General features: G+C 63.9%; 16 protein-coding genes. 15 read left to right on the top strand and 1 reads right to left on the bottom strand.

Going from position 1 to position 17,355, the window contains the following annotated elements; translation table 11 throughout:
* Positions 1-20: 20 nt before the first annotated feature.
* From leuD to purF, 15 genes are all read left to right on the top strand, one after another.
* On the top strand, positions 21-671 hold the full coding sequence (leuD, locus tag BEK68_RS08880; RefSeq protein WP_004634429.1) for a 3-isopropylmalate dehydratase small subunit: 651 nt from the start codon (positions 21-23) through the stop codon (positions 669-671).
* A gap of 29 nt (positions 672-700) precedes the next feature.
* Positions 701-1,771 carry a 3-isopropylmalate dehydrogenase gene (gene leuB, locus BEK68_RS08875; RefSeq protein WP_004634428.1) on the top strand — a complete coding sequence of 357 codons (1,071 nt, stop codon included), beginning with the start codon at positions 701-703 and terminating at the stop codon, positions 1,769-1,771.
* 81 nt (positions 1,772-1,852) lie between these two features.
* Entirely contained in the window at positions 1,853-2,029 is a 177-nt protein-coding gene (locus BEK68_RS25725) for a hypothetical protein (protein WP_157042471.1), read from the top strand.
* 82 nt (positions 2,030-2,111) lie between these two features.
* Complete coding sequence (gene asd, locus BEK68_RS08870) at positions 2,112-3,215, top strand: aspartate-semialdehyde dehydrogenase (RefSeq protein ID WP_004634424.1); 1,104 nt, start codon at positions 2,112-2,114, stop codon at positions 3,213-3,215.
* Between the two features lie 387 nt (positions 3,216-3,602).
* Complete coding sequence (gene tapV, locus BEK68_RS08865) at positions 3,603-6,509, top strand: FimV/HubP family polar landmark-like protein TapV (RefSeq protein WP_012436024.1); 2,907 nt, start codon at positions 3,603-3,605, stop codon at positions 6,507-6,509.
* An 83-nt stretch (positions 6,510-6,592) separates the two neighbouring features.
* Positions 6,593-7,417: a tRNA pseudouridine(38-40) synthase TruA gene (truA, locus tag BEK68_RS08860; RefSeq protein WP_012436023.1), complete on the top strand. Its 825-nt coding sequence runs from the start codon at positions 6,593-6,595 to the stop codon at positions 7,415-7,417.
* A gap of 14 nt (positions 7,418-7,431) precedes the next feature.
* Complete coding sequence (locus BEK68_RS08855; protein WP_012436022.1) at positions 7,432-8,133, top strand: phosphoribosylanthranilate isomerase; 702 nt, start codon at positions 7,432-7,434, stop codon at positions 8,131-8,133.
* A gap of 96 nt (positions 8,134-8,229) precedes the next feature.
* Positions 8,230-9,423: a tryptophan synthase subunit beta gene (trpB, locus tag BEK68_RS08850; RefSeq protein WP_004634417.1), complete on the top strand. Its 1,194-nt coding sequence runs from the start codon at positions 8,230-8,232 to the stop codon at positions 9,421-9,423.
* Positions 9,424-9,439: 16 nt separating this feature from the next.
* A complete protein-coding gene (locus tag BEK68_RS08845) occupies positions 9,440-10,261 on the top strand; it encodes a DNA-methyltransferase (RefSeq protein ID WP_012436021.1) in 822 nt (273 codons plus the stop codon).
* Positions 10,262-10,275: 14 nt separating this feature from the next.
* A complete protein-coding gene (gene trpA, locus BEK68_RS08840) occupies positions 10,276-11,073 on the top strand; it encodes a tryptophan synthase subunit alpha (RefSeq protein ID WP_012436020.1) in 798 nt (265 codons plus the stop codon).
* 30 nt (positions 11,074-11,103) lie between these two features.
* On the top strand, positions 11,104-11,976 hold the full coding sequence (accD, locus tag BEK68_RS08835) for an acetyl-CoA carboxylase, carboxyltransferase subunit beta (RefSeq protein WP_004634411.1): 873 nt from the start codon (positions 11,104-11,106) through the stop codon (positions 11,974-11,976).
* Positions 11,977-12,069: 93 nt separating this feature from the next.
* Positions 12,070-13,368, top strand: coding sequence for a bifunctional tetrahydrofolate synthase/dihydrofolate synthase (gene folC, locus BEK68_RS08830; RefSeq protein ID WP_004634409.1), 1,299 nt, complete (start codon positions 12,070-12,072; stop codon positions 13,366-13,368).
* A 13-nt stretch (positions 13,369-13,381) separates the two neighbouring features.
* On the top strand, positions 13,382-14,242 hold the full coding sequence (locus BEK68_RS08825; RefSeq protein WP_012436019.1) for an SPOR domain-containing protein: 861 nt from the start codon (positions 13,382-13,384) through the stop codon (positions 14,240-14,242).
* Positions 14,243-14,332: 90 nt separating this feature from the next.
* Complete coding sequence (locus tag BEK68_RS08820; protein ID WP_004634405.1) at positions 14,333-14,830, top strand: CvpA family protein; 498 nt, start codon at positions 14,333-14,335, stop codon at positions 14,828-14,830.
* A 98-nt stretch (positions 14,831-14,928) separates the two neighbouring features.
* Positions 14,929-16,464, top strand: coding sequence for an amidophosphoribosyltransferase (gene purF / locus BEK68_RS08815; RefSeq protein ID WP_004634404.1), 1,536 nt, complete (start codon positions 14,929-14,931; stop codon positions 16,462-16,464).
* A 66-nt stretch (positions 16,465-16,530) separates the two neighbouring features.
* Here the strand turns inward: purF and BEK68_RS08810 are convergent, their stop codons facing one another.
* A complete protein-coding gene (locus BEK68_RS08810; RefSeq protein WP_012436018.1) occupies positions 16,531-17,352 on the bottom strand; it encodes an ABC transporter permease in 822 nt (273 codons plus the stop codon).
* Between the last annotated feature and the right edge of the window lie 3 nt (positions 17,353-17,355).

Below are 17,355 nucleotides of genomic sequence, written 5' to 3'. Positions count from 1 at the left end.
GCAGGATAGAGAGAGCAATCATGGAACAATTCACCATCCACACCGGCCTCGTGGCGCCGCTCGACCGCGAGAATGTCGACACCGACGCCATCATCCCGAAGCAGTTCCTCAAGTCGATCAAGCGCACCGGCTTTGGCCCGAACCTGTTCGACGAGTGGCGCTACAAGGACGTGGGCGAGCCCGGCCAGGACAACAGCAAGCGTCCGCTGAACCCGGATTTCGTGCTGAACCAGCCGCGTTACAAGGGCGCCTCGGTGTTGCTGGCGCGCAAGAACTTCGGCTGCGGCAGCTCGCGTGAGCACGCACCGTGGGCACTGCAGCAGTACGGCTTCCGCGCCATCATCGCGCCGAGCTTTGCCGACATCTTCTTCAACAACTGCTTCAAGAACGGCCTGCTGCCGATCGTGCTGACGGAGTCGCAGGTCGACCACCTGTTCAACGAGACCCAAGCCTTTACCGGCTACCAGCTGACCGTCGATCTGGACAAGCAGGTCGTCGTCACGCCGGGCGGTACGGCGTATCCGTTCGACATCACCGCGTTCCGCAAATACTGCCTGCTCAACGGTTTCGACGACATCGGTCTGACCTTGCGCTACGCCGACCAGATCAAGGCTTACGAAGCGCAGCGCCTGGCCAGGATGCCGTGGCTCGCCCACAAGCTCGTCGGCTGAGCGGACACCAGAACAACAAGGATAACCACATGACCAAGATTGCAGTGTTGCCGGGTGACGGCATTGGTAAGGAAATCGTCGCCGAGGCCGTGAAGGTGCTCAAGGTGCTGGGCGAGTCGTTCGAGATGGAATTCGCCCCGGTGGGCGGCGCGGGCTACGAGGCCAAGGGCCATCCGCTGCCGGAAGACACGCTCAAGCTCGCCAAGGAAGCTGACGCGATCCTGTTTGGCGCCGTGGGCGACTGGAAGTACGACACGCTGGCGCGCGAACTGCGCCCGGAGCAGGCCATTCTGGGCCTGCGCAAGCACCTGCAGCTGTTCGCCAATTTCCGTCCGGCGATCTGCTATCCCGAGTTGACCGGCGCATCGAGCCTCAAGCCGGAAATCGTTGCCGGTCTGGATATCCTGATCGTGCGTGAGTTGAATGGCGACATTTACTTCGGCCAACCGCGCGGCGTGCGCGCGGCGCCCGACGGGCTGTTCGCCGGCGCGCGCGAAGGTTTCGACACCATGCGCTACGCCGAGCCGGAAATCCGCCGCATCGCGCACGTCGCCTTCCAGGCCGCCGCCAAGCGCGGCAAGAAGCTCTGCAGCGTCGACAAGGCCAACGTGCTCGAGACGTTCCAGTTCTGGAAGGACATCGTCACCGACGTGCACAAGGAATATCCGGAAGTCGAGTTGTCGCACATGTACGTGGACAACGCGGCCATGCAGCTCGTGAAGGCGCCGAAGAACTTCGACGTGATCGTCACCGGCAACATGTTCGGCGACATCCTCTCGGACGAGGCCGCCATGCTGACGGGCTCGATCGGCATGCTGCCGTCGGCGTCGCTCGATGCGAATAACAAGGGCCTGTATGAGCCGTCGCACGGCTCCGCGCCGGACATCGCGGGCAAGGGCGTTGCCAACCCGCTGGCGACGATCCTGTCGGCGGCGATGATGCTGCGCTATTCGCTGAACAAGGCCGAGCAGGCTGATCGCATCGAAACGGCTGTCAAGAAGGTACTGGCGCAGGGCTACCGGACCGGCGACATCCTGACGCCGGGCTGCAAACAGGTGGGCACTGTGGAGATGGGCGACGCGGTGGTCGCTGTCTTGTAACTCAAAACGCGCGTTGCGGTGCCGTCACATCCGGTGCAGCAATCGTCGTTTTTTCGGTGGACACATGCTGCAGTGCATTGTGTGACCGCCAAATCGTGTATATTTTTGCAGATGATCTCGATCGCGCTCCCCGTCCTCGTACTGGGCTTTCTGGGCACCCTGGCTATCGTCGCCAAGGGCACCGCCGCGCGCGCTCGCATGACGCCTGTCGAGATTCGCACGACCACCAAAATCATTACCAAAAAAACGATCTCGTAGATCGTCCGTCGTGTCCGTTCGCCTTCCCCGCGCGGTCACGCCGGGCGACCGAGGCGGGGAAAATCACTAGAGGTTCACAATCATGAAGGTAGGTCTCGTCGGTTGGCGCGGCATGGTCGGCAGCGTGCTGATGCAGCGCATGCAGGAAGAAAAGGATTTCGACCTGATCGACACCGTGTTTTTCAGCACCAGCAACGCCGGCGGCAAGGCACCCGCATTCGCCAAGACGGATGCGCCGCTGGCCGACGCCAACGACATCGAAGCACTGAAGGCCTGCGACACGATCATCACGTGCCAGGGCGGTGACTACACGACCGAAGTCTTCCCGAAGCTGCGCGCTGCCGGCTGGAACGGCTACTGGATCGACGCCGCCTCGACGCTGCGCATGGAAGACGATGCCGTGATCGTGCTGGACCCGGTCAACCTGTCGCTTATCAAGAATGCGGTGGCGGCTGGCACCAAGAACTTCATCGGCGGCAACTGCACCAACTCCATCCTGCTGATGGGCGTGGGTGGCCTGTTCCGCGAAGGCCTGGTCGAATGGGTCAGCTCGATGACCTATCAGGCGGCTTCGGGCGGTGGTGCGAACCACATGCGCGAACTGCTCAAGGGCATGGGCGTGATTCACGGTGCCGTGGCCGATGAGTTGGCCAACCCGGCATCCGCCATCCTGGACATCGACCGCAAGGTTGCCAAGACCATCCGCGAAGATGTGCCGACTGAGTTCTTCCCGGCGCCACTGGCGGGTGGCCTGATCCCCTGGATCGACAAGCAGCTCGACAACGGCCAGTCGAAGGAAGAGTGGAAGGGCCAGGCCGAAGTGAACAAGATCCTGGGCACGGCGCAGACGATTCCAGTCGATGGCCTGTGTGTGCGGATTGGCGCAATGCGCTGCCACAGCCTGGGCCTGACGCTCAAGCTCAAGCGCGACCTGCCGCTGGACGAAATCGAGCAGATCATCCGCTCGGGCAACCCCTGGGTGAAGTGGGTCCCGAACGATCGCAGCATCACCGAGAAGGAACTGACGCCGGCATCCATCACGGGTGGCCTGGAAATTGGCGTGGGTCGCGTGCGCAAGCTCAATATGGGGCCGGAATATGTGAGCGCCTTTGTGATCGGCGACCAGCTTCTGTGGGGTGCCGCTGAGCCGCTGCGCCGCACGCTCCGTATCCTGCTGGGCAAGTGATCAAGGCTTTGCTTTCGTTTTCGGGCCGCGCATCCGACGGTGTCGTTGCGGTCTGACAACAGAAAGTGTGCTTTTTCAACCAACGCCGCGCGGCCTGCGCGGCGTTGTGCCATCTGGGCGCCCACGGTCTGTAACGTTGGTACACAATAGCGGCCGGAACGCTGTCCGCCCATTCGTGGGGTGGACGGGGCACGGGGAAGGGTTAGCGCCACATGAAGCACGCGCATTCCGGGGGGTACGTCGGGTGCTTCAGAATCTCGCCAATTGTGTCGTTTTCATAAAGATTGACGGTGATTCTTATCCAGCAGTTCACTTTCTGGGTGAACTTGCTGCGCTAACTCGTTGATGTTAAGTTCGTTTGCACATTAAAAGATAACGGAGTCGAAGGTGAGGGTGAGCCAATACCGCCGGAGAGAATCGTCCCATCGCAGTCCTCGCTGGTCGGCCGTCGCGTTTGCTGCGGCGAGCCTGCTGCTGATTCAGCCCGCTGTGCACGCGGCCGGTTTCGGCGCGCTGCACGTGCGTTCCAGCCTCGGCCAGCCGCTGCAGGCCGAAATCGATCTGGCGGGCGTGACGCCCGAAGAGGCGCAAAATCTGGTCGCCAAATTGGCTGCGCCGGAAGCCTATTCGCGTGCCGGGCTGACCTACAACCCGATCGTCTCCTCGCTGCGTGCCTCGCTTGAGCGCCAGTCGAATGGCAACTACGTGGTGCGTCTGCGCTCGACCCAGCCCGTCGCCGAGCCGTTCGTTGATGTTCTGGTTGACCTGAACTGGGCGAGCGGTCACGTTTCGCGTGCCTATACGTTCCTGCTGGACCCGGTGGGCTCCAGCAATACCGCACAGAATTTCGCGCCGACGCCGGTTGTGCAGGCGACGACGCCGGGCGCCGTTGAGTCGGCGCCGGTTGCTTCGGCTGCCCAACCGCAAGCGGCTGCTCCGGCCGCTGCCGCGCCGGCACCGTCGCGCCAGCCTCGCGCCGCTCGCCAAACCGCGCGTGCCCAGCAAGCTGCTCCTGCTGCCGCTGCGCCGGACGCTACACCCGGTGGCTCATACACCGTGCAACGCGGCGATAGCCTGTACGACGTAGCGTCGACGGCCGCGCAAGGTCAGGACGCCGTGTCGCTCGACCAGATGCTGCTGGCGCTGTATCGCAACAATCCCAATGCTTTCATTGGCGGCAACATCAACCGGCTGCGTACTGGCTCGGTGCTGAAAGTACCGTCACAGGTGGAGGCGCAGAAAACGCCTGCGCGCGAAGCCCGCCGCGAAGTCATCGCGCAGACGTCCGGCTTTGCCGGCTACCGCAACCGCCTCGCAACGGCGGCTGAGGCCAACGCAGCGACGGATACCGACTCCGCCCGCCAACAGAGCGGCAGTGTGTCGGCCCGCGTGCAAGATCAAGCCACGCCGGCTGCCAGCGGCCGTGACGAACTGCGTCTCTCCAAGGCCGACCGCGCAGGCAAGGCCGGTGCGGCCGCGGCTCGCGATGAGGAACTCGTCGCCAAGGAGCGTGCGCTCAAGGAAATGGAATCACGCGTTGCACAGTTGGAGAAGAATCTCTCCGACATGCAGCGCCTGGTTGAATTGAAGAACGCTGAACTGGCCAAGGCAGCCAGTGGTGCCAAGCCGGCCGCTGGTGCTGCGCCGTCGACGGCCGCGCCGGCAGTGGCCGCGGCCAATGCGCCGGCACCGGCGGCTGCGTCTGCCCCGGCTCCTGTTGCAGCAGTTCCGGCGGAAACGGCTGCTGCTGCCCCGGCTTCGTCGGCGACGGCTGCTGCGGCGGCTTCCGCACCGGAGGCCGCATCGGCGACTGTGGCTGCAGCCTCGGCTCCGCAAGCGGCTGCCAGTGCACCGGTTGCTGCTGCGTCGGCTCCGGCTGCCGCGCCGAAGAAGGCGCCGGTGGTTGTGGCCCCGCCTCCCCCGATTCAAGAAGAATCGTTCCTCTCGTCGCTGCTGGGCAACCCGATGGCCCTGGGCCTGGGCGGCTTGGTGGTCGCGCTGCTGGGTGGTCTGGTGGTGTATCGCCGTCGCCAGCAGAAACCTGAGCAGGCACATGGCTTCCAGGACAGCCTGTTGTCACAGGAAAGCACTGTGATGGCGGGTGCCAACTCTCTGTTCGGTGCGGCCGGCGGTCAAAGCGTCGACACCTCGCAGCACAGCGTGTTCGGTGCGGATTTCCGCATTGGCGGCGGCAACGAGAGCAATGAAGTCGACCCGATCGCAGAGGCCGATGTCTACATCGCCTACGGTCGCGACGTGCAAGCCGAAGAAATCCTGCGCGAGGCACTGGAGCAACATCCGGAGCGCCAAGCCATTCGACTGAAGTTGATGGAAATTTACGCCAATCGTCAGGACGCCCATGGCTTCCAGACCATTGCTGAAGAGATGCTGGCGCAAGTTGGCGCTGCGTCGCCGGAATGGGCAGACGCTGCGGCGATGGGCCGCAAGTTCGATCCGGCCAACCCGCTGTATCTGACGGTGCAGGGTGATGGACACCATCCCGGCGCCGAAGCGCATGCTGAACCGAGCCACTCAGGTGCCGCAGTCGCAGGTGCAGCTGCGCTGGCAGGTGTGGGTGCCGCGGTGGCCGCCGAGGCCTTCAGCCCGACGGTGACGGGCCAGACCACCCGTCGTGGGGACGACTGGACTACGCTGTCTCCGGATCTGGACCCGTCCGCGCCGTCGACCAAGGCACCGCAACTGGCCGATTTCGATCTGCCGCTGGAGTCATTCCCCGCGCCGGCGGCAGGCGAGCCGATCACCGCGCCGGAAGAGGCATCGGACATCTTCAAGGTGCATGCCGAACCTGAAGCGGATCTGCCGCAGTTCAACGCGCACGCTGGCGAGGCCTATCAGCCCGTTGCCGCGCCCCCGCTGCATATGGATCTTTCGGACTTGTCGCTGGATCTGAACCCGACGCCGCCTGCCGCAGAAACGGTTGCTCCTGCAGCCTCGGTTGCAGCGGAGGAAGGCCTGCCGAGCTGGGCCCAGCCGACCGACCTGTCACAGGCCCCGATGCACTTCGAATCCGAGCCGCATCACCCAGAGCACGCCGAGGTCGCGAACGACGAGCCGCAATCGGCCATCCGCCTGGACACTAACCTGCCGCACACGCTGTCCGGCGAGCATGGTGCCGACGGTGTGCGCGATCTGCAGATCAAGTTCGATCTGGCCAAGGCCTATATCGAGATCGGGGACAAGGAAGGCGCTCGCGAACTGCTGCAGGAAGTGCTGGACCTGGGCGATCCGTCTTTCCACGCCGAGGCCCAGGCCTTGATGCGCCAGATCGGCTGACGCACTGGGCTCTACGCCATCGACAGCGCCGGCAGGGTGGTATCCTGCCGGCGTTTTTCTTTCCGCATGGGGACTCACAAGGCATGACGCGCATCGCGCTCGGCATCCAGTACGACGGTGCCGCGTTTTCAGGGTGGCAATCGCAGCCGCACGGCAATACCGTTCAGGACGCGCTGGAGTCGGCGCTGCGGCAGTTTGCCGGCGTGGCGCTGCCGACCACGGTGGCCGGGCGAACCGATGCTGGTGTGCATGCGCTGGGCCAGGTGGTCCACCTGGATACCGACCTCGTGCGCGAGCCGTTTTCGTGGGTGCGCGGCACCAATGCCTTTCTGCCGCCGACGGTGGCCGTGCGATGGGCGCAGGAGATGCCGGAGGATTTTCATGCGCGTTTCTCCGCGCATCGCCGCACGTATTACTACGCGCTGACCTTCGGGCCGACGCGCGCGCCGCTGCTGGAGGACAAGGCCGGCTACGTGATGCTGCCGCCCGGCCAATCCCTTGACGTGGCAGCCATGAACGAGGCGGCCCAGGTTCTGGTAGGCGAGCACGATTTCTCGTCGTTCCGCGCGGCCGAATGCCAAGCCAAGTCGCCCGTCAAAACGATGTATTCGATCGAGGTGCGAGGCGAGGGCGAATGGGTGTTCGTGCGCATTCGCGGCAGCGCGTTCCTGCACCACATGGTGCGCAACATCATGGGCTGCCTCGTGGCGATCGGGCGCGGCCGCCAGCCGGTGTCCTGGATGGGCGATGTGCTGGCCGCCCGCAGCCGCGTGGCCGCCGCGCCAACTTTCATGCCCGACGGCCTGTATCTCGCCGAGGTCGGCTATCCTGATGCTTTCTCGTTGCCGGCGTCTCCGGCATCGTCCAGCCTGTTTCGCGGCGTGTTCGACGAGCACGCCGGCCTGTGAATCCCGCTTCCGCCATGCCGTTGCACCGTACCCGTATCAAGCTGTGTGGCCTGACCCAGCCTGCCGATGTCGATCACGCCGTCGCAATCGGCGCCGATGCGATCGGGCTTGTTTTCTATCCACCCAGCCCGCGTTACGTCGCGATCGAACGTGCGGCAGAGCTGGCGCACCGCGCCGGTCCGTTCGTCACCGTAACGGGCCTGTTCGTCAACGCCAGCGCCGATGATGTGGCGCGCGTGCTCGACCAAGTGCCGCTGACGTTGCTTCAGTTCCACGGTGATGAGCCGGCAGAGCTGTGCGCCGAGATCGCCGGAAAGGTAGGGCTGCCCTGGTTGCGCGCCCTGCGTGTTCAGCCCGGGGCCGATTTGGTAGAATTCGCGGATCGGTTTGCCACTGCCCAAGGCCTGCTGCTCGACGCATTTGTCGAGGGTTATGGCGGCGGCGGCCATGTTTTCGACTGGACCCTCATTCCTCCGCAATGGCTCCCGCAATCGCCATCCTTGCCAACCACAAGCGCCGCTCCTCGGCTCGTTTTGAGTGGTGGGTTGAGCGCGCAAAACGTCGCTGGCGCGATTGAACGCGTGCGGCCATACGCTGTTGATGTCAGCAGCGGGATCGAGGCTGCACGGGGCGTGAAAGACCACGCCCGGATGACCGCATTTGTGCGTGCGGTCCGCGAGGCCGATGCTGCCCTGGGCGCATCGGTTCAAGCCTGAGCCGATCTGGCTGGTCTCTCGCGACGCACGCCTTCCTGAATATCTCCGCTGACGGGTCTTCCATCCTGACCTCGGCGGACGCCTCGAGAGACTGCCATGTACAACCTGCCCGACGCCCACGGCCATTTTGGCCCCTACGGCGGCACCTTCGTTGCGGAAACGCTGTCCCACGCGCTGGATGAATTGCGCGACGCCTATGCGCGCTACCAGCACGATCCCGAGTTCATCAAGGAATACGAATACGAGCTGAAGCACTTCGTCGGCCGTCCGTCGCCCATCTATCACGCACGCCGCCTGACCGAACACTGCGGCGGCGCGCAGATCTACCTCAAGCGCGAAGACCTGAACCACACCGGCGCGCACAAGGTGAACAACGTGATTGGCCAGGCGCTGCTGGCACGCCGCATGGGCAAGCCACGCGTGATTGCGGAAACGGGGGCCGGCCAGCACGGCGTGGCCACCGCCACGATCGCGGCGCGTTACGGCATGGAGTGCGTCGTCTACATGGGCAGCGAAGACGTGCGCCGCCAGGCCGCCAACGTCTACCGCATGAAGCTGCTGGGCGCGACCGTGGTGCCCGTGGAGTCGGGCTCGCGCACGCTCAAGGACGCGCTGAACGAAGCGATGCGCGACTGGGTGACCAACGTGGCCGACACCTTCTACATCATCGGCACGGTGGCGGGCCCGCACCCGTATCCGATGATGGTGCGCGACTTCCAGGCCGTGATCGGCGAGGAATGCAAGGTGCAGATGCCCGAGATGACCGGACGCCAGCCGGACGCCGTGATCGCCTGCGTGGGCGGCGGCTCCAACGCCATGGGCATCTTCTATCCGTACATCGATCATGCCGACGTCAAGCTGATCGGCGTGGAAGCAGCGGGCGAGGGCATCGAGACCGGCCGCCACGCCGCGTCGCTCATGGGGGGCTCACCGGGCGTGCTGCACGGTAACCGCACCTATCTGCTGCAGGATGAGGACGGCCAGATCATCGAGACGCATTCGATTTCGGCGGGGCTGGACTATCCGGGCGTCGGTCCAGAACACGCCTGGTTGAAGGATGTGCAGCGCGCGGAATACGTCGGCATTACCGACAAGGAGGCGCTGCAGTCTTTCCATGACCTGTGCCGCATGGAGGGCATCATCCCGGCGCTGGAATCGAGCCACGCACTGGCGTATGCGTGCAAGCTGGCGCCGACACTGCCCAAGGACAAGATCCTGCTGGTGAACCTCTCGGGCCGAGGCGACAAGGATATGCATACTGTCGCTGAACTCTCCGGCATCCAACTCTAACGGCACTGGCACCCGCATGACCGAGCGCGCCATCGACGGCATCTTCAACGAGGACTGCATTACCGGGGTCGAGCATCTGGCCGACGGCAGTGTGGACCTCGTCATCGCCGATCCGCCGTACGGGCTGGGCAAGGATTACGGCAACGACTCCGACAAGCTGTCGGGCGATGCCTACCTCGCCTGGTCCGAACGCTGGATCGATGCGGTGCGGCCGAAGCTGGCGCGCAACGGATCGCTCTACCTGTTCTGCACGTGGCAATACGCGCCGGAACTGTTCGTGATGCTCAAGCGACGCCTCACGATGGTCAACGAGATCATCTGGGACCGCCGCGTCCCCAGCATGGGCGGCAGCACGCGCAAGTTCTCGTCGGTGCACGACAACATCGGTTTTTTTGCCGCTTCACGCGATTACTACTTCGATGTCGACGCCGTGCGCATTCCGTACGACGCCGAAACAAAGAAGGCGCGCAGCCGCAAGCGTTTCGAGGGCAAGAAGTGGCTGGAAGTCGGCTACAACCCGAAGGACGTGTGGAGCGTGTCGCGCCTGCACCGGCAAGACCCGGAGCGCGCCGAGCATCCGACGCAGAAACCGCTGGAGCTGGTCGAACGCATGATCCTGGCAAGCTGCCCGCCGGGCGGCCTCGTGCTGGACCCGTTTCTGGGCAGCGGCACCACGGCGGCCGCGTGTGCAAGGCTTGGCCGCCGCTTCGCCGGCTTCGAGATCAACGCCGACTATTGCCGCGTGGCACGTGAACGCGTGGCCGCTGTGCATGCCGCCGCTGCCACCAACGCCCAACCGATTGAATCGCAGGCGCCTGAGACCATCAAGGTCGCCTGAAACCTGATCCTCCTATGTCCCGCATCGCTCAAACCTTCTCACAACTGTCTGCGCAGGGCCGCAAGGGCCTGATTCCGTTCATCACGGCCGGCGATCCGTACCCCGAGATGACGGTCGACCTGATGCACGCGCTGGTCAAGGGCGGCTCCAACGTCATCGAACTCGGCGTGCCGTTCTCGGACCCGATGGCCGATGGCCCGGTGATCCAACGTGCGTCCGAGCGTGCATTGGCCAAGAAGGTGGGCCTGCGCACGGTGCTCGAATATGTGCGCGCATTCCGCGCCACCGATTTGACGACGCCCGTGGTGCTCATGGGTTACGCCAATCCGATCGAGCGCATGGGCGTTGATGCCTTTGCCAAGGCTGCATCCGAAGCGGGCGTGGACGGCGTGCTCGTGGTCGACTACCCGCCCGAAGAATGCGAGGCCTTTGCCAAGACCATGCGCGCCGCCGGTATCGATCCGATCTTCCTGCTGGCGCCCACGTCCACCGAAGCACGCATCGCGCAGATCGCCCGTGTGGCGAGCGGCTACATCTACTACGTGTCGCTCAAAGGCGTGACTGGCGCGGCCACCATCGACCTGGATGCGGTGGCTGCACGGATCCCGCAAATCCGCCAGCACGCGCGGCTGCCGGTAGGTGTCGGTTTCGGTATCCGTGATGCGGCAACGGCACGTGCGATCAGCGGTGTGGCGGATGCGGTGGTGATCGGATCCCGCATTGTGCAATTGCTTGAAGAAGCACCTCGCGAACAAGCGGTACAATACTTGACTGATTTCATCGCGGAGATTCGCCAGGCGCTCGACGCCTGATCTCGGCGAAACTGCATTCAAGGAGCACGCATGAGCTGGCTGGACAAACTGCTGCCGCCCAAGATCCAACAGACCGACCCGTCGCAGCGCAAGGGCATTCCCGAAGGCCTGTGGGTCAAATGCCCGGCTTGCGAGTCGGTGCTGTATCGGACCGACGTCGAAGCCAATCTGCACGTCTGCCCGAAGTGCGATCATCACATGCGCATTGGCGCGCGTGCCCGTCTGGACGCGCTGCTGGACGCCGAAGGCCGATATGAACTGGGCCAGGAGATCGTCCCGGTCGATGCGCTGAAGTTCAAGGACACGAAGAAATACCCCGACCGCATCAAGGCGGCGATGGACGACACGGGTGAAACCGACGCCATGGTTGTGATGGGCGGCGCCATTCACGCGCTGCCCGTGGTCGTGGCCTGCTTCGAGTTCGAATTCATGGGTGGCTCGATGGGCTCCGTGGTGGGCGAGCGCTTCACGCGCGGCGCGCAGATGGCCCTGGAGCAAAAGGTGCCGTTCATCTGCGTGTCGGCCACTGGCGGTGCGCGCATGCAGGAAAGCCTGCTGTCGCTCATGCAGATGGCCAAGACGACGTCGATGATCCAGAAGCTGGCGGAAGCCAAGCTGCCGTTCATCAGCGTGCTGACCGATCCAACCATGGGCGGCGTGTCCGCCAGCTTCGCCTTCATGGGCGACGTGGTGATTGCCGAGCCGAAGGCCCTGATTGGCTTTGCTGGCCCGCGTGTGATTGAGCAGACCGTGCGCGAGAAGCTGCCGGAAGGCTTCCAGCGCGCCGAGTTCCTGCTGCAGAAGGGGGCCATCGACATGATTGTCGACCGCCGCAACATGCGCCGCGAGATCGCCGAGCTTCTGGCGCTCCTGCAGAAGCAGCCGGCAGACGCACTGGCCTGATGCGGCACATCTGTTGAACCGAAGCGCGGGCGAGAGTCCGCGCTTCTTGTTTTTGCGCGGCCCGTTTCCCTGAAGCCGCGCCACATACTTCGCATGCCTACATTCGACACGCTGCCCAACTGGCTGGCACACCTGGAAACCGCACACCCTGTCGGCATCGACATGGGCTTGGCCCGCATCAGTCGCGTGCGCGATGCGCTCGGGCTGGAATTCAAGTCCGTCGTCTTCACGGTGGGCGGCACCAATGGCAAGGGCTCGACCTGCGCGATGCTGGAGGCGATCCTGCTGGCCGCGGGCTATAAGGTTGGCTGCCATACATCACCGCACCTGATCGACTTCAACGAGCGTGCTCGCGTGAATGGCGAGATCGCCACCGACGCCATGTTGCTGCCGCACTTCGAGGCAGTGGAGCGTGCGCGCTGCAGCTTTCCCGAACCCGTCAGCCTGACGTACTTCGAATTCACCACATTGGCGATCATGCATCTGTTCGCCAATGCAGGCCTTGATGCTGTGATCCTGGAGGTCGGGCTCGGCGGCCGGCTGGATGCGGTCAACATCGTCGATACCGATTGCGCCATCATCACCAGCGTCGATCTCGATCACATGGCTTACCTGGGCGATACCCGCGAGGCGATCGGCTTCGAGAAGGCCGGCATCTTCCGCGCAGGCAAGCCGGCGATCTGCTCTGACCCGGTGCCGCCAATCTCGCTGGTGAAGCACGCTGAAGCCATTGGCGCAGATCTCTGGCTGATCGGCCGCGATTTCAACTTCCAGGGCGACAAGCAGCAGTGGGGCTTTAGCGGCCGCGGCCGCCGTTGGCCGAGCCTGGGCTATCCCGCATTGCGCGGGGCGAACCAACTGCTGAACGCATCGGCCGCGCTGGCTGCGCTGGAATCGGTGCGCGATCGGTTGCCGATCTCGGCGCAGGACGTGCGTCTGGGCCTGTCGCAGGTGGTACTGCCGGGGCGCTTCCAGGTTCTGCCGGGCCGTCCGTCCGTCATCCTGGACGTCGCACACAACCCGCACGCGTCGGCGGCGCTGGGCCAGAATCTCGAGAACATGGGCTTCTACCGTTACACCTACGCGGTGTTCGGTGCGATGCAGGACAAAGATATCGCCGGTGTGCTCGCGCACATGCTCGACAAGGTCGACCACTGGTGCCTGACCGATTTGCCGACGCCGCGTGCCGCGAGCGCTTCCAGCTTGGCGCAGGCGCTCACCGAAGCCGGTTTCCGGGCAGGCAAGGAATCGAGCATGAGCACATTCAGCGATCCCGCCACAGCCTATCGCAACGCCATGGAGCGGGCGACCGAGGATGATAGAATCGTGGTCTTCGGATCGTTCTACACCGTTGCCGGCGTGCTGGCGGAGCGCAAGAGTCGCGCGCACTAAAACCGGGGCCCTCATGGGACTGTTTTCCATCTTTTCCTCCCGCAAGAACGCTGAAGGCGAACGCACACGCAGCGCAGCCGCCGGCAGCGCTGCCGATGTGGCTCGCGATGCGGTGCGTGGTTCGCGCGCATCGTCGAATGCTCGCAGCCGCGCCTCCCGTCGAACCGACGATGATGACGACGGCCTTGACCCCGAACTCCCGCAAAAACAACGCGCTCGCCGCCGCCTGATCGGCGCGGTGGTGCTGGTTGGCGCCGCTGTGATCGTGCTGCCCCTCGTGTTTGACGCCAAGCCGCGCCCCGTGACCGATGCCGTGGCCGTGCAGATCCAGGATCAGCCGGTCGATCGTGGCGCCAAGGCCTCCACCGATGAGCCGAAGGTCGCCAGCCGGCGTTCTGCGTCGCGTCCTGCGGTTTCGTCGACGGATCAGGCGCAGGCGCTTGACCAGGGCGAAGAGGTGGTCGCGAGCAACGATGCGCCGCCAGCAGCTCAGAACGCGCCGGCCGCAGTCAAGCCGGCGACACCGCCCAAGCCTGTCGCCAGTCTGACGCCACCCGCTGAATCCAAGCCCGCAACGAAACCTGCGCAACCGGCTGCCCAGCCTGCACAGCAAGCGGCTGCAACGAGCACCGATGCCAATGGCGGCAAGTTCATCCTGCTGATCGGCGCCTTCGCTTCCGAAGACCGTGCCCGAAATTGGCTGGGCAAGCTCAAGAGCGAGAAGATTCCGGGTTACATCGAACACAAGAAGGTGCCTGAAAAGGGCGATCTCGCCTTGCTGCGTGCAGGCCCGTTCAACGATCGTGCATCGGCGGAAGCGGCGCAGAAGCGTGCCGAGCAGATTGGCCTGACGCCTAAACTCGTGCAGCAATGACGATGCGGCCGACCGTGTACCCAGCGCGCTCGTCGGATTTGCTGACGGTTCACGCTGCATTCCGCCACAGTCAATCCAAGCCGCAGCCCGATGCAACCGACGTTCTTTGACTACGGTGTGCTGTTCATCATCGTCACGTCGGCGCTGATTGGGTTATTTCGCGGGCTGATCCGTGAGGTGCTGGCGCTGCTCGGGTGGCTGTTTGCCGCATGGGTGGCGTACACGTTTTCCGGTGTGGCGGCGGGCTGGATGCCGGAATCGCTGCCCGGTGGACCGGTCGCACGCACCATTCTCGGTTTCGTCCTACTGTTTATCGTGACGGTGATTGCGACTTCGCTGGTGGGGGCACTGCTTTCGGCGGCGCTGGCGAGCGCGGGGCTCAAGCCGGCGGATCGCGGTCTGGGTATGGTGTTCGGGTTGGCGCGCGGAGGCGTGATCATCCTCGTGTTGATGACGGTGGCCGGCTTTACCAGCCTGCCTGAGCAACCGTTCTGGCACGATGCGATTACGCGACCCTATGCGGAGCAGGCAGCACAGGCGGCCAAGCCCTTGTTGCCCCCAGATGTCGCTAAGTATGTTCACTATTGATCTGGAGCGCCTGGCCACAAGCTAGGCGATCCGGGAAGCTTTTTCGGCGCCCGCAACGGGTGTGGGCGCCACCAAATACGTTCTCGCTGGAGTTCGACATGTGCGGTATCGTTGGGGTGGTCTCAGCCACGCCCGTCAATCAGCTGATCTACGACAGTCTGTTGCTCCTGCAACACCGCGGGCAAGACGCTGCGGGCATTGCCACCGCATCAGGCAGCACGTTCCACATGCACAAGGCCAACGGCATGGTGCGTGACGTGTTCCGCACGCGCAATATGCGCGGCCTGCCGGGTACGAGCGGTATCGGTCAGGTGCGCTATCCGACTGCAGGTTCCTCCAGCGAAGAGGAGGCCCAACCGTTCTATGTCAACGCGCCGTTCGGCATCGTGTTGGCACACAACGGCAACCTGACGAACTCGGATCAACTGCGCGACGAGATGTTCCGGCGCGATCGCCGCCACATCAACACGCAGTCTGATTCCGAAGTGCTGCTCAATGTGCTGGCCGACGAGCTGCAACGCGCCAGCAACGACATTCCGCTGAATCGCGATTCCATCTTCACCGCGGTAGAAGGCCTGCATCGCCGCGTGCGTGGTTCGTATGCCATCGCTGCCGAGATCTCGGGCTACGGCGTGCTGGCTGTGCGCGATCCGTTCGGCATCCGCCCGCTCGCGCTGGGCACCCAGGAAACGCCGGATGGCGGCATCGAATATATGGTTGCTTCGGAGTCGGTGGCGCTGGAAGGCATCGGCTTCAAGTTCGAGCGCGATGTGGCCCCCGGCGAAGCCATCTTCATTGACCTTGAGGGCAAGCTGCACACCAAGCAATGCGCTGCGAACCCGGTACTTTCGCCATGCATTTTCGAATACGTGTACCTCGCCCGTCCGGACTCCCGCATGGATGGTGTGTCGGTGTACGACGCGCGACTGCGCATGGGCGACTACCTGGCTGAGAAGATCAAGCGCGAGGTGACCGACAGGATCGACGTGGTGATGCCGATTCCGGATTCGTCCCGCCCAGCTGCCATGCAGGTGGCTAACCACCTGGGCGTGCCGTATCGCGAAGGTTTCTTCAAGAACCGATACGTGGGCCGTACCTTCATCATGCCGGGTCAGGCGGTACGCAAGAAATCTGTGCGCCAGAAGCTCAACGCCATGGCAATCGAGTTCAAGGACAAGAACGTGCTGATCGTCGATGACTCCATCGTGCGCGGCACGACGTCGTCGGAGATCGTGCAGATGGCACGCGATGCCGGTGCCAAGAAGGTGATCTTCGCTTCGGCCGCGCCGCCGGTGAAGTTCCCCAACGTGTACGGTATCGACATGCCGACGCGCGGCGAACTGGTGGCTTATGGCCGCACGCACGAGGAGATTGCCAAGATCATCGGCGCAGACCAGCTTGTGTACCAGGATGTGGAGGACATGAAGCGCGCGGTGCGCGATGTCAATCCGGCACTGAAGGATTTCGATGCGTCATGCTTTGACGGCAAGTACGTGACGGGCGACATTGACGAGGCGTACCTCGATCGCCTGGAGGCCGCGCGTAACAATTCGGCCAAGGCGGATCGTGAGAACGCGCAGAACGATGATCCGCGCACGCAACTGCATCTGCAGCGCTCCGCCGTGAACGAGTAATTCTCGAGCGCCGTAAAAGAAAGCCCGTCATCGCGACGGGCTTTTTTGTTGGACGTCGGGATCGCGCTACTTGAGCATGCGACGGCGCAGCAGCCAGAGACACGAGAGCAGCGCGGCAACGGCGTACAGCAGCAGTACGCCCAGGTGCAGCAGGATGTTCTCGGGCGTGCGGCCCAGCATGAGCGGGCGGATCAGATCCACCGCGTGCGGCAATGGCAGTACGCTCGTCGCCGCGCGCACGGGCGCCGGCAGTTGCGATAGCGGGAAGAACACGCCCGAGAGCAGCATCATCGGCGTGATCACCAGCGTCTGGTAGAACATGAAGAAGTCGTAGTTGGGCGCAAGCGCCGTCATGTTCATCGCCAGGCAGGCAAAGGTGAAGCCGGTCAAGACGATGACGGGCAGGGCCAGCAGTGCCTGCGGCATCGACGCATAGCCGAGTGCGCCCGCGACCAGCATGATCGCCAGGCCCGAGAGCACCGACTTGCTGGCGGCCCAGAACAGCTCACCAAGGACCACGTCGCCCAGGCTGAGCGGTGCGTACAGGATCGCCTCCCATGTACGTTGCACGTGCATGCGCGAGAACGCGGAATACATCGCTTCGAAGCTCGCCGACATCATTGTGCTGGACGCCACCGTGCCGGCCGCCAGGAATGCGATGTACGACACGCCGTCGACGCGCCCGACCAGCAGGCCAAGGCCGAGCCCGAGCCCGAACAGATAGATCATCGGGTCGGCGAGGTTGCCGGCCATCGACGGAATGGCCAGCTTGCGCCACACCATGAAGTTGCGGAGCCAGACGTACTGCCAGTTGCGGAAGTTGAGCGGCAGCAGCGGCTGCGGAAAGGCCCGCTGCAGCGTTGGAGTGAGTGCGGTTTCAGTGGACATGGA

This window comes from Ralstonia pickettii (assembly GCF_001699815.1).
Lineage (GTDB): Bacteria > Pseudomonadota > Gammaproteobacteria > Burkholderiales > Burkholderiaceae > Ralstonia > Ralstonia thomasii.
The sequence above is the reverse complement of the archived record's forward strand: the minus strand, read 5'-3'. Positions and strand labels throughout refer to the sequence as shown.

Coding starts and splice junctions, on each gene's coding strand:
- leuD (WP_004634429.1), top strand. CDS start 21: ATGGAACAATTCACCATCCACACCGGCCTCGTGGCGCCGCTCGACCGC.
- leuB (WP_004634428.1), top strand. CDS start 701: ATGACCAAGATTGCAGTGTTGCCGGGTGACGGCATTGGTAAGGAAATC.
- asd (WP_004634424.1), top strand. CDS start 2,112: ATGAAGGTAGGTCTCGTCGGTTGGCGCGGCATGGTCGGCAGCGTGCTG.
- truA (WP_012436023.1), top strand. CDS start 6,593: ATGACGCGCATCGCGCTCGGCATCCAGTACGACGGTGCCGCGTTTTCA.
- BEK68_RS08855 (WP_012436022.1), top strand. CDS start 7,432: ATGCCGTTGCACCGTACCCGTATCAAGCTGTGTGGCCTGACCCAGCCT.
- trpB (WP_004634417.1), top strand. CDS start 8,230: ATGTACAACCTGCCCGACGCCCACGGCCATTTTGGCCCCTACGGCGGC.
- BEK68_RS08845 (WP_012436021.1), top strand. CDS start 9,440: ATGACCGAGCGCGCCATCGACGGCATCTTCAACGAGGACTGCATTACC.
- trpA (WP_012436020.1), top strand. CDS start 10,276: ATGTCCCGCATCGCTCAAACCTTCTCACAACTGTCTGCGCAGGGCCGC.
- accD (WP_004634411.1), top strand. CDS start 11,104: ATGAGCTGGCTGGACAAACTGCTGCCGCCCAAGATCCAACAGACCGAC.
- folC (WP_004634409.1), top strand. CDS start 12,070: ATGCCTACATTCGACACGCTGCCCAACTGGCTGGCACACCTGGAAACC.
- BEK68_RS08825 (WP_012436019.1), top strand. CDS start 13,382: ATGGGACTGTTTTCCATCTTTTCCTCCCGCAAGAACGCTGAAGGCGAA.
- BEK68_RS08820 (WP_004634405.1), top strand. CDS start 14,333: ATGCAACCGACGTTCTTTGACTACGGTGTGCTGTTCATCATCGTCACG.
- purF (WP_004634404.1), top strand. CDS start 14,929: ATGTGCGGTATCGTTGGGGTGGTCTCAGCCACGCCCGTCAATCAGCTG.
- BEK68_RS08810 (WP_012436018.1), bottom strand. CDS start 17,352: ATGTCCACTGAAACCGCACTCACTCCAACGCTGCAGCGGGCCTTTCCG.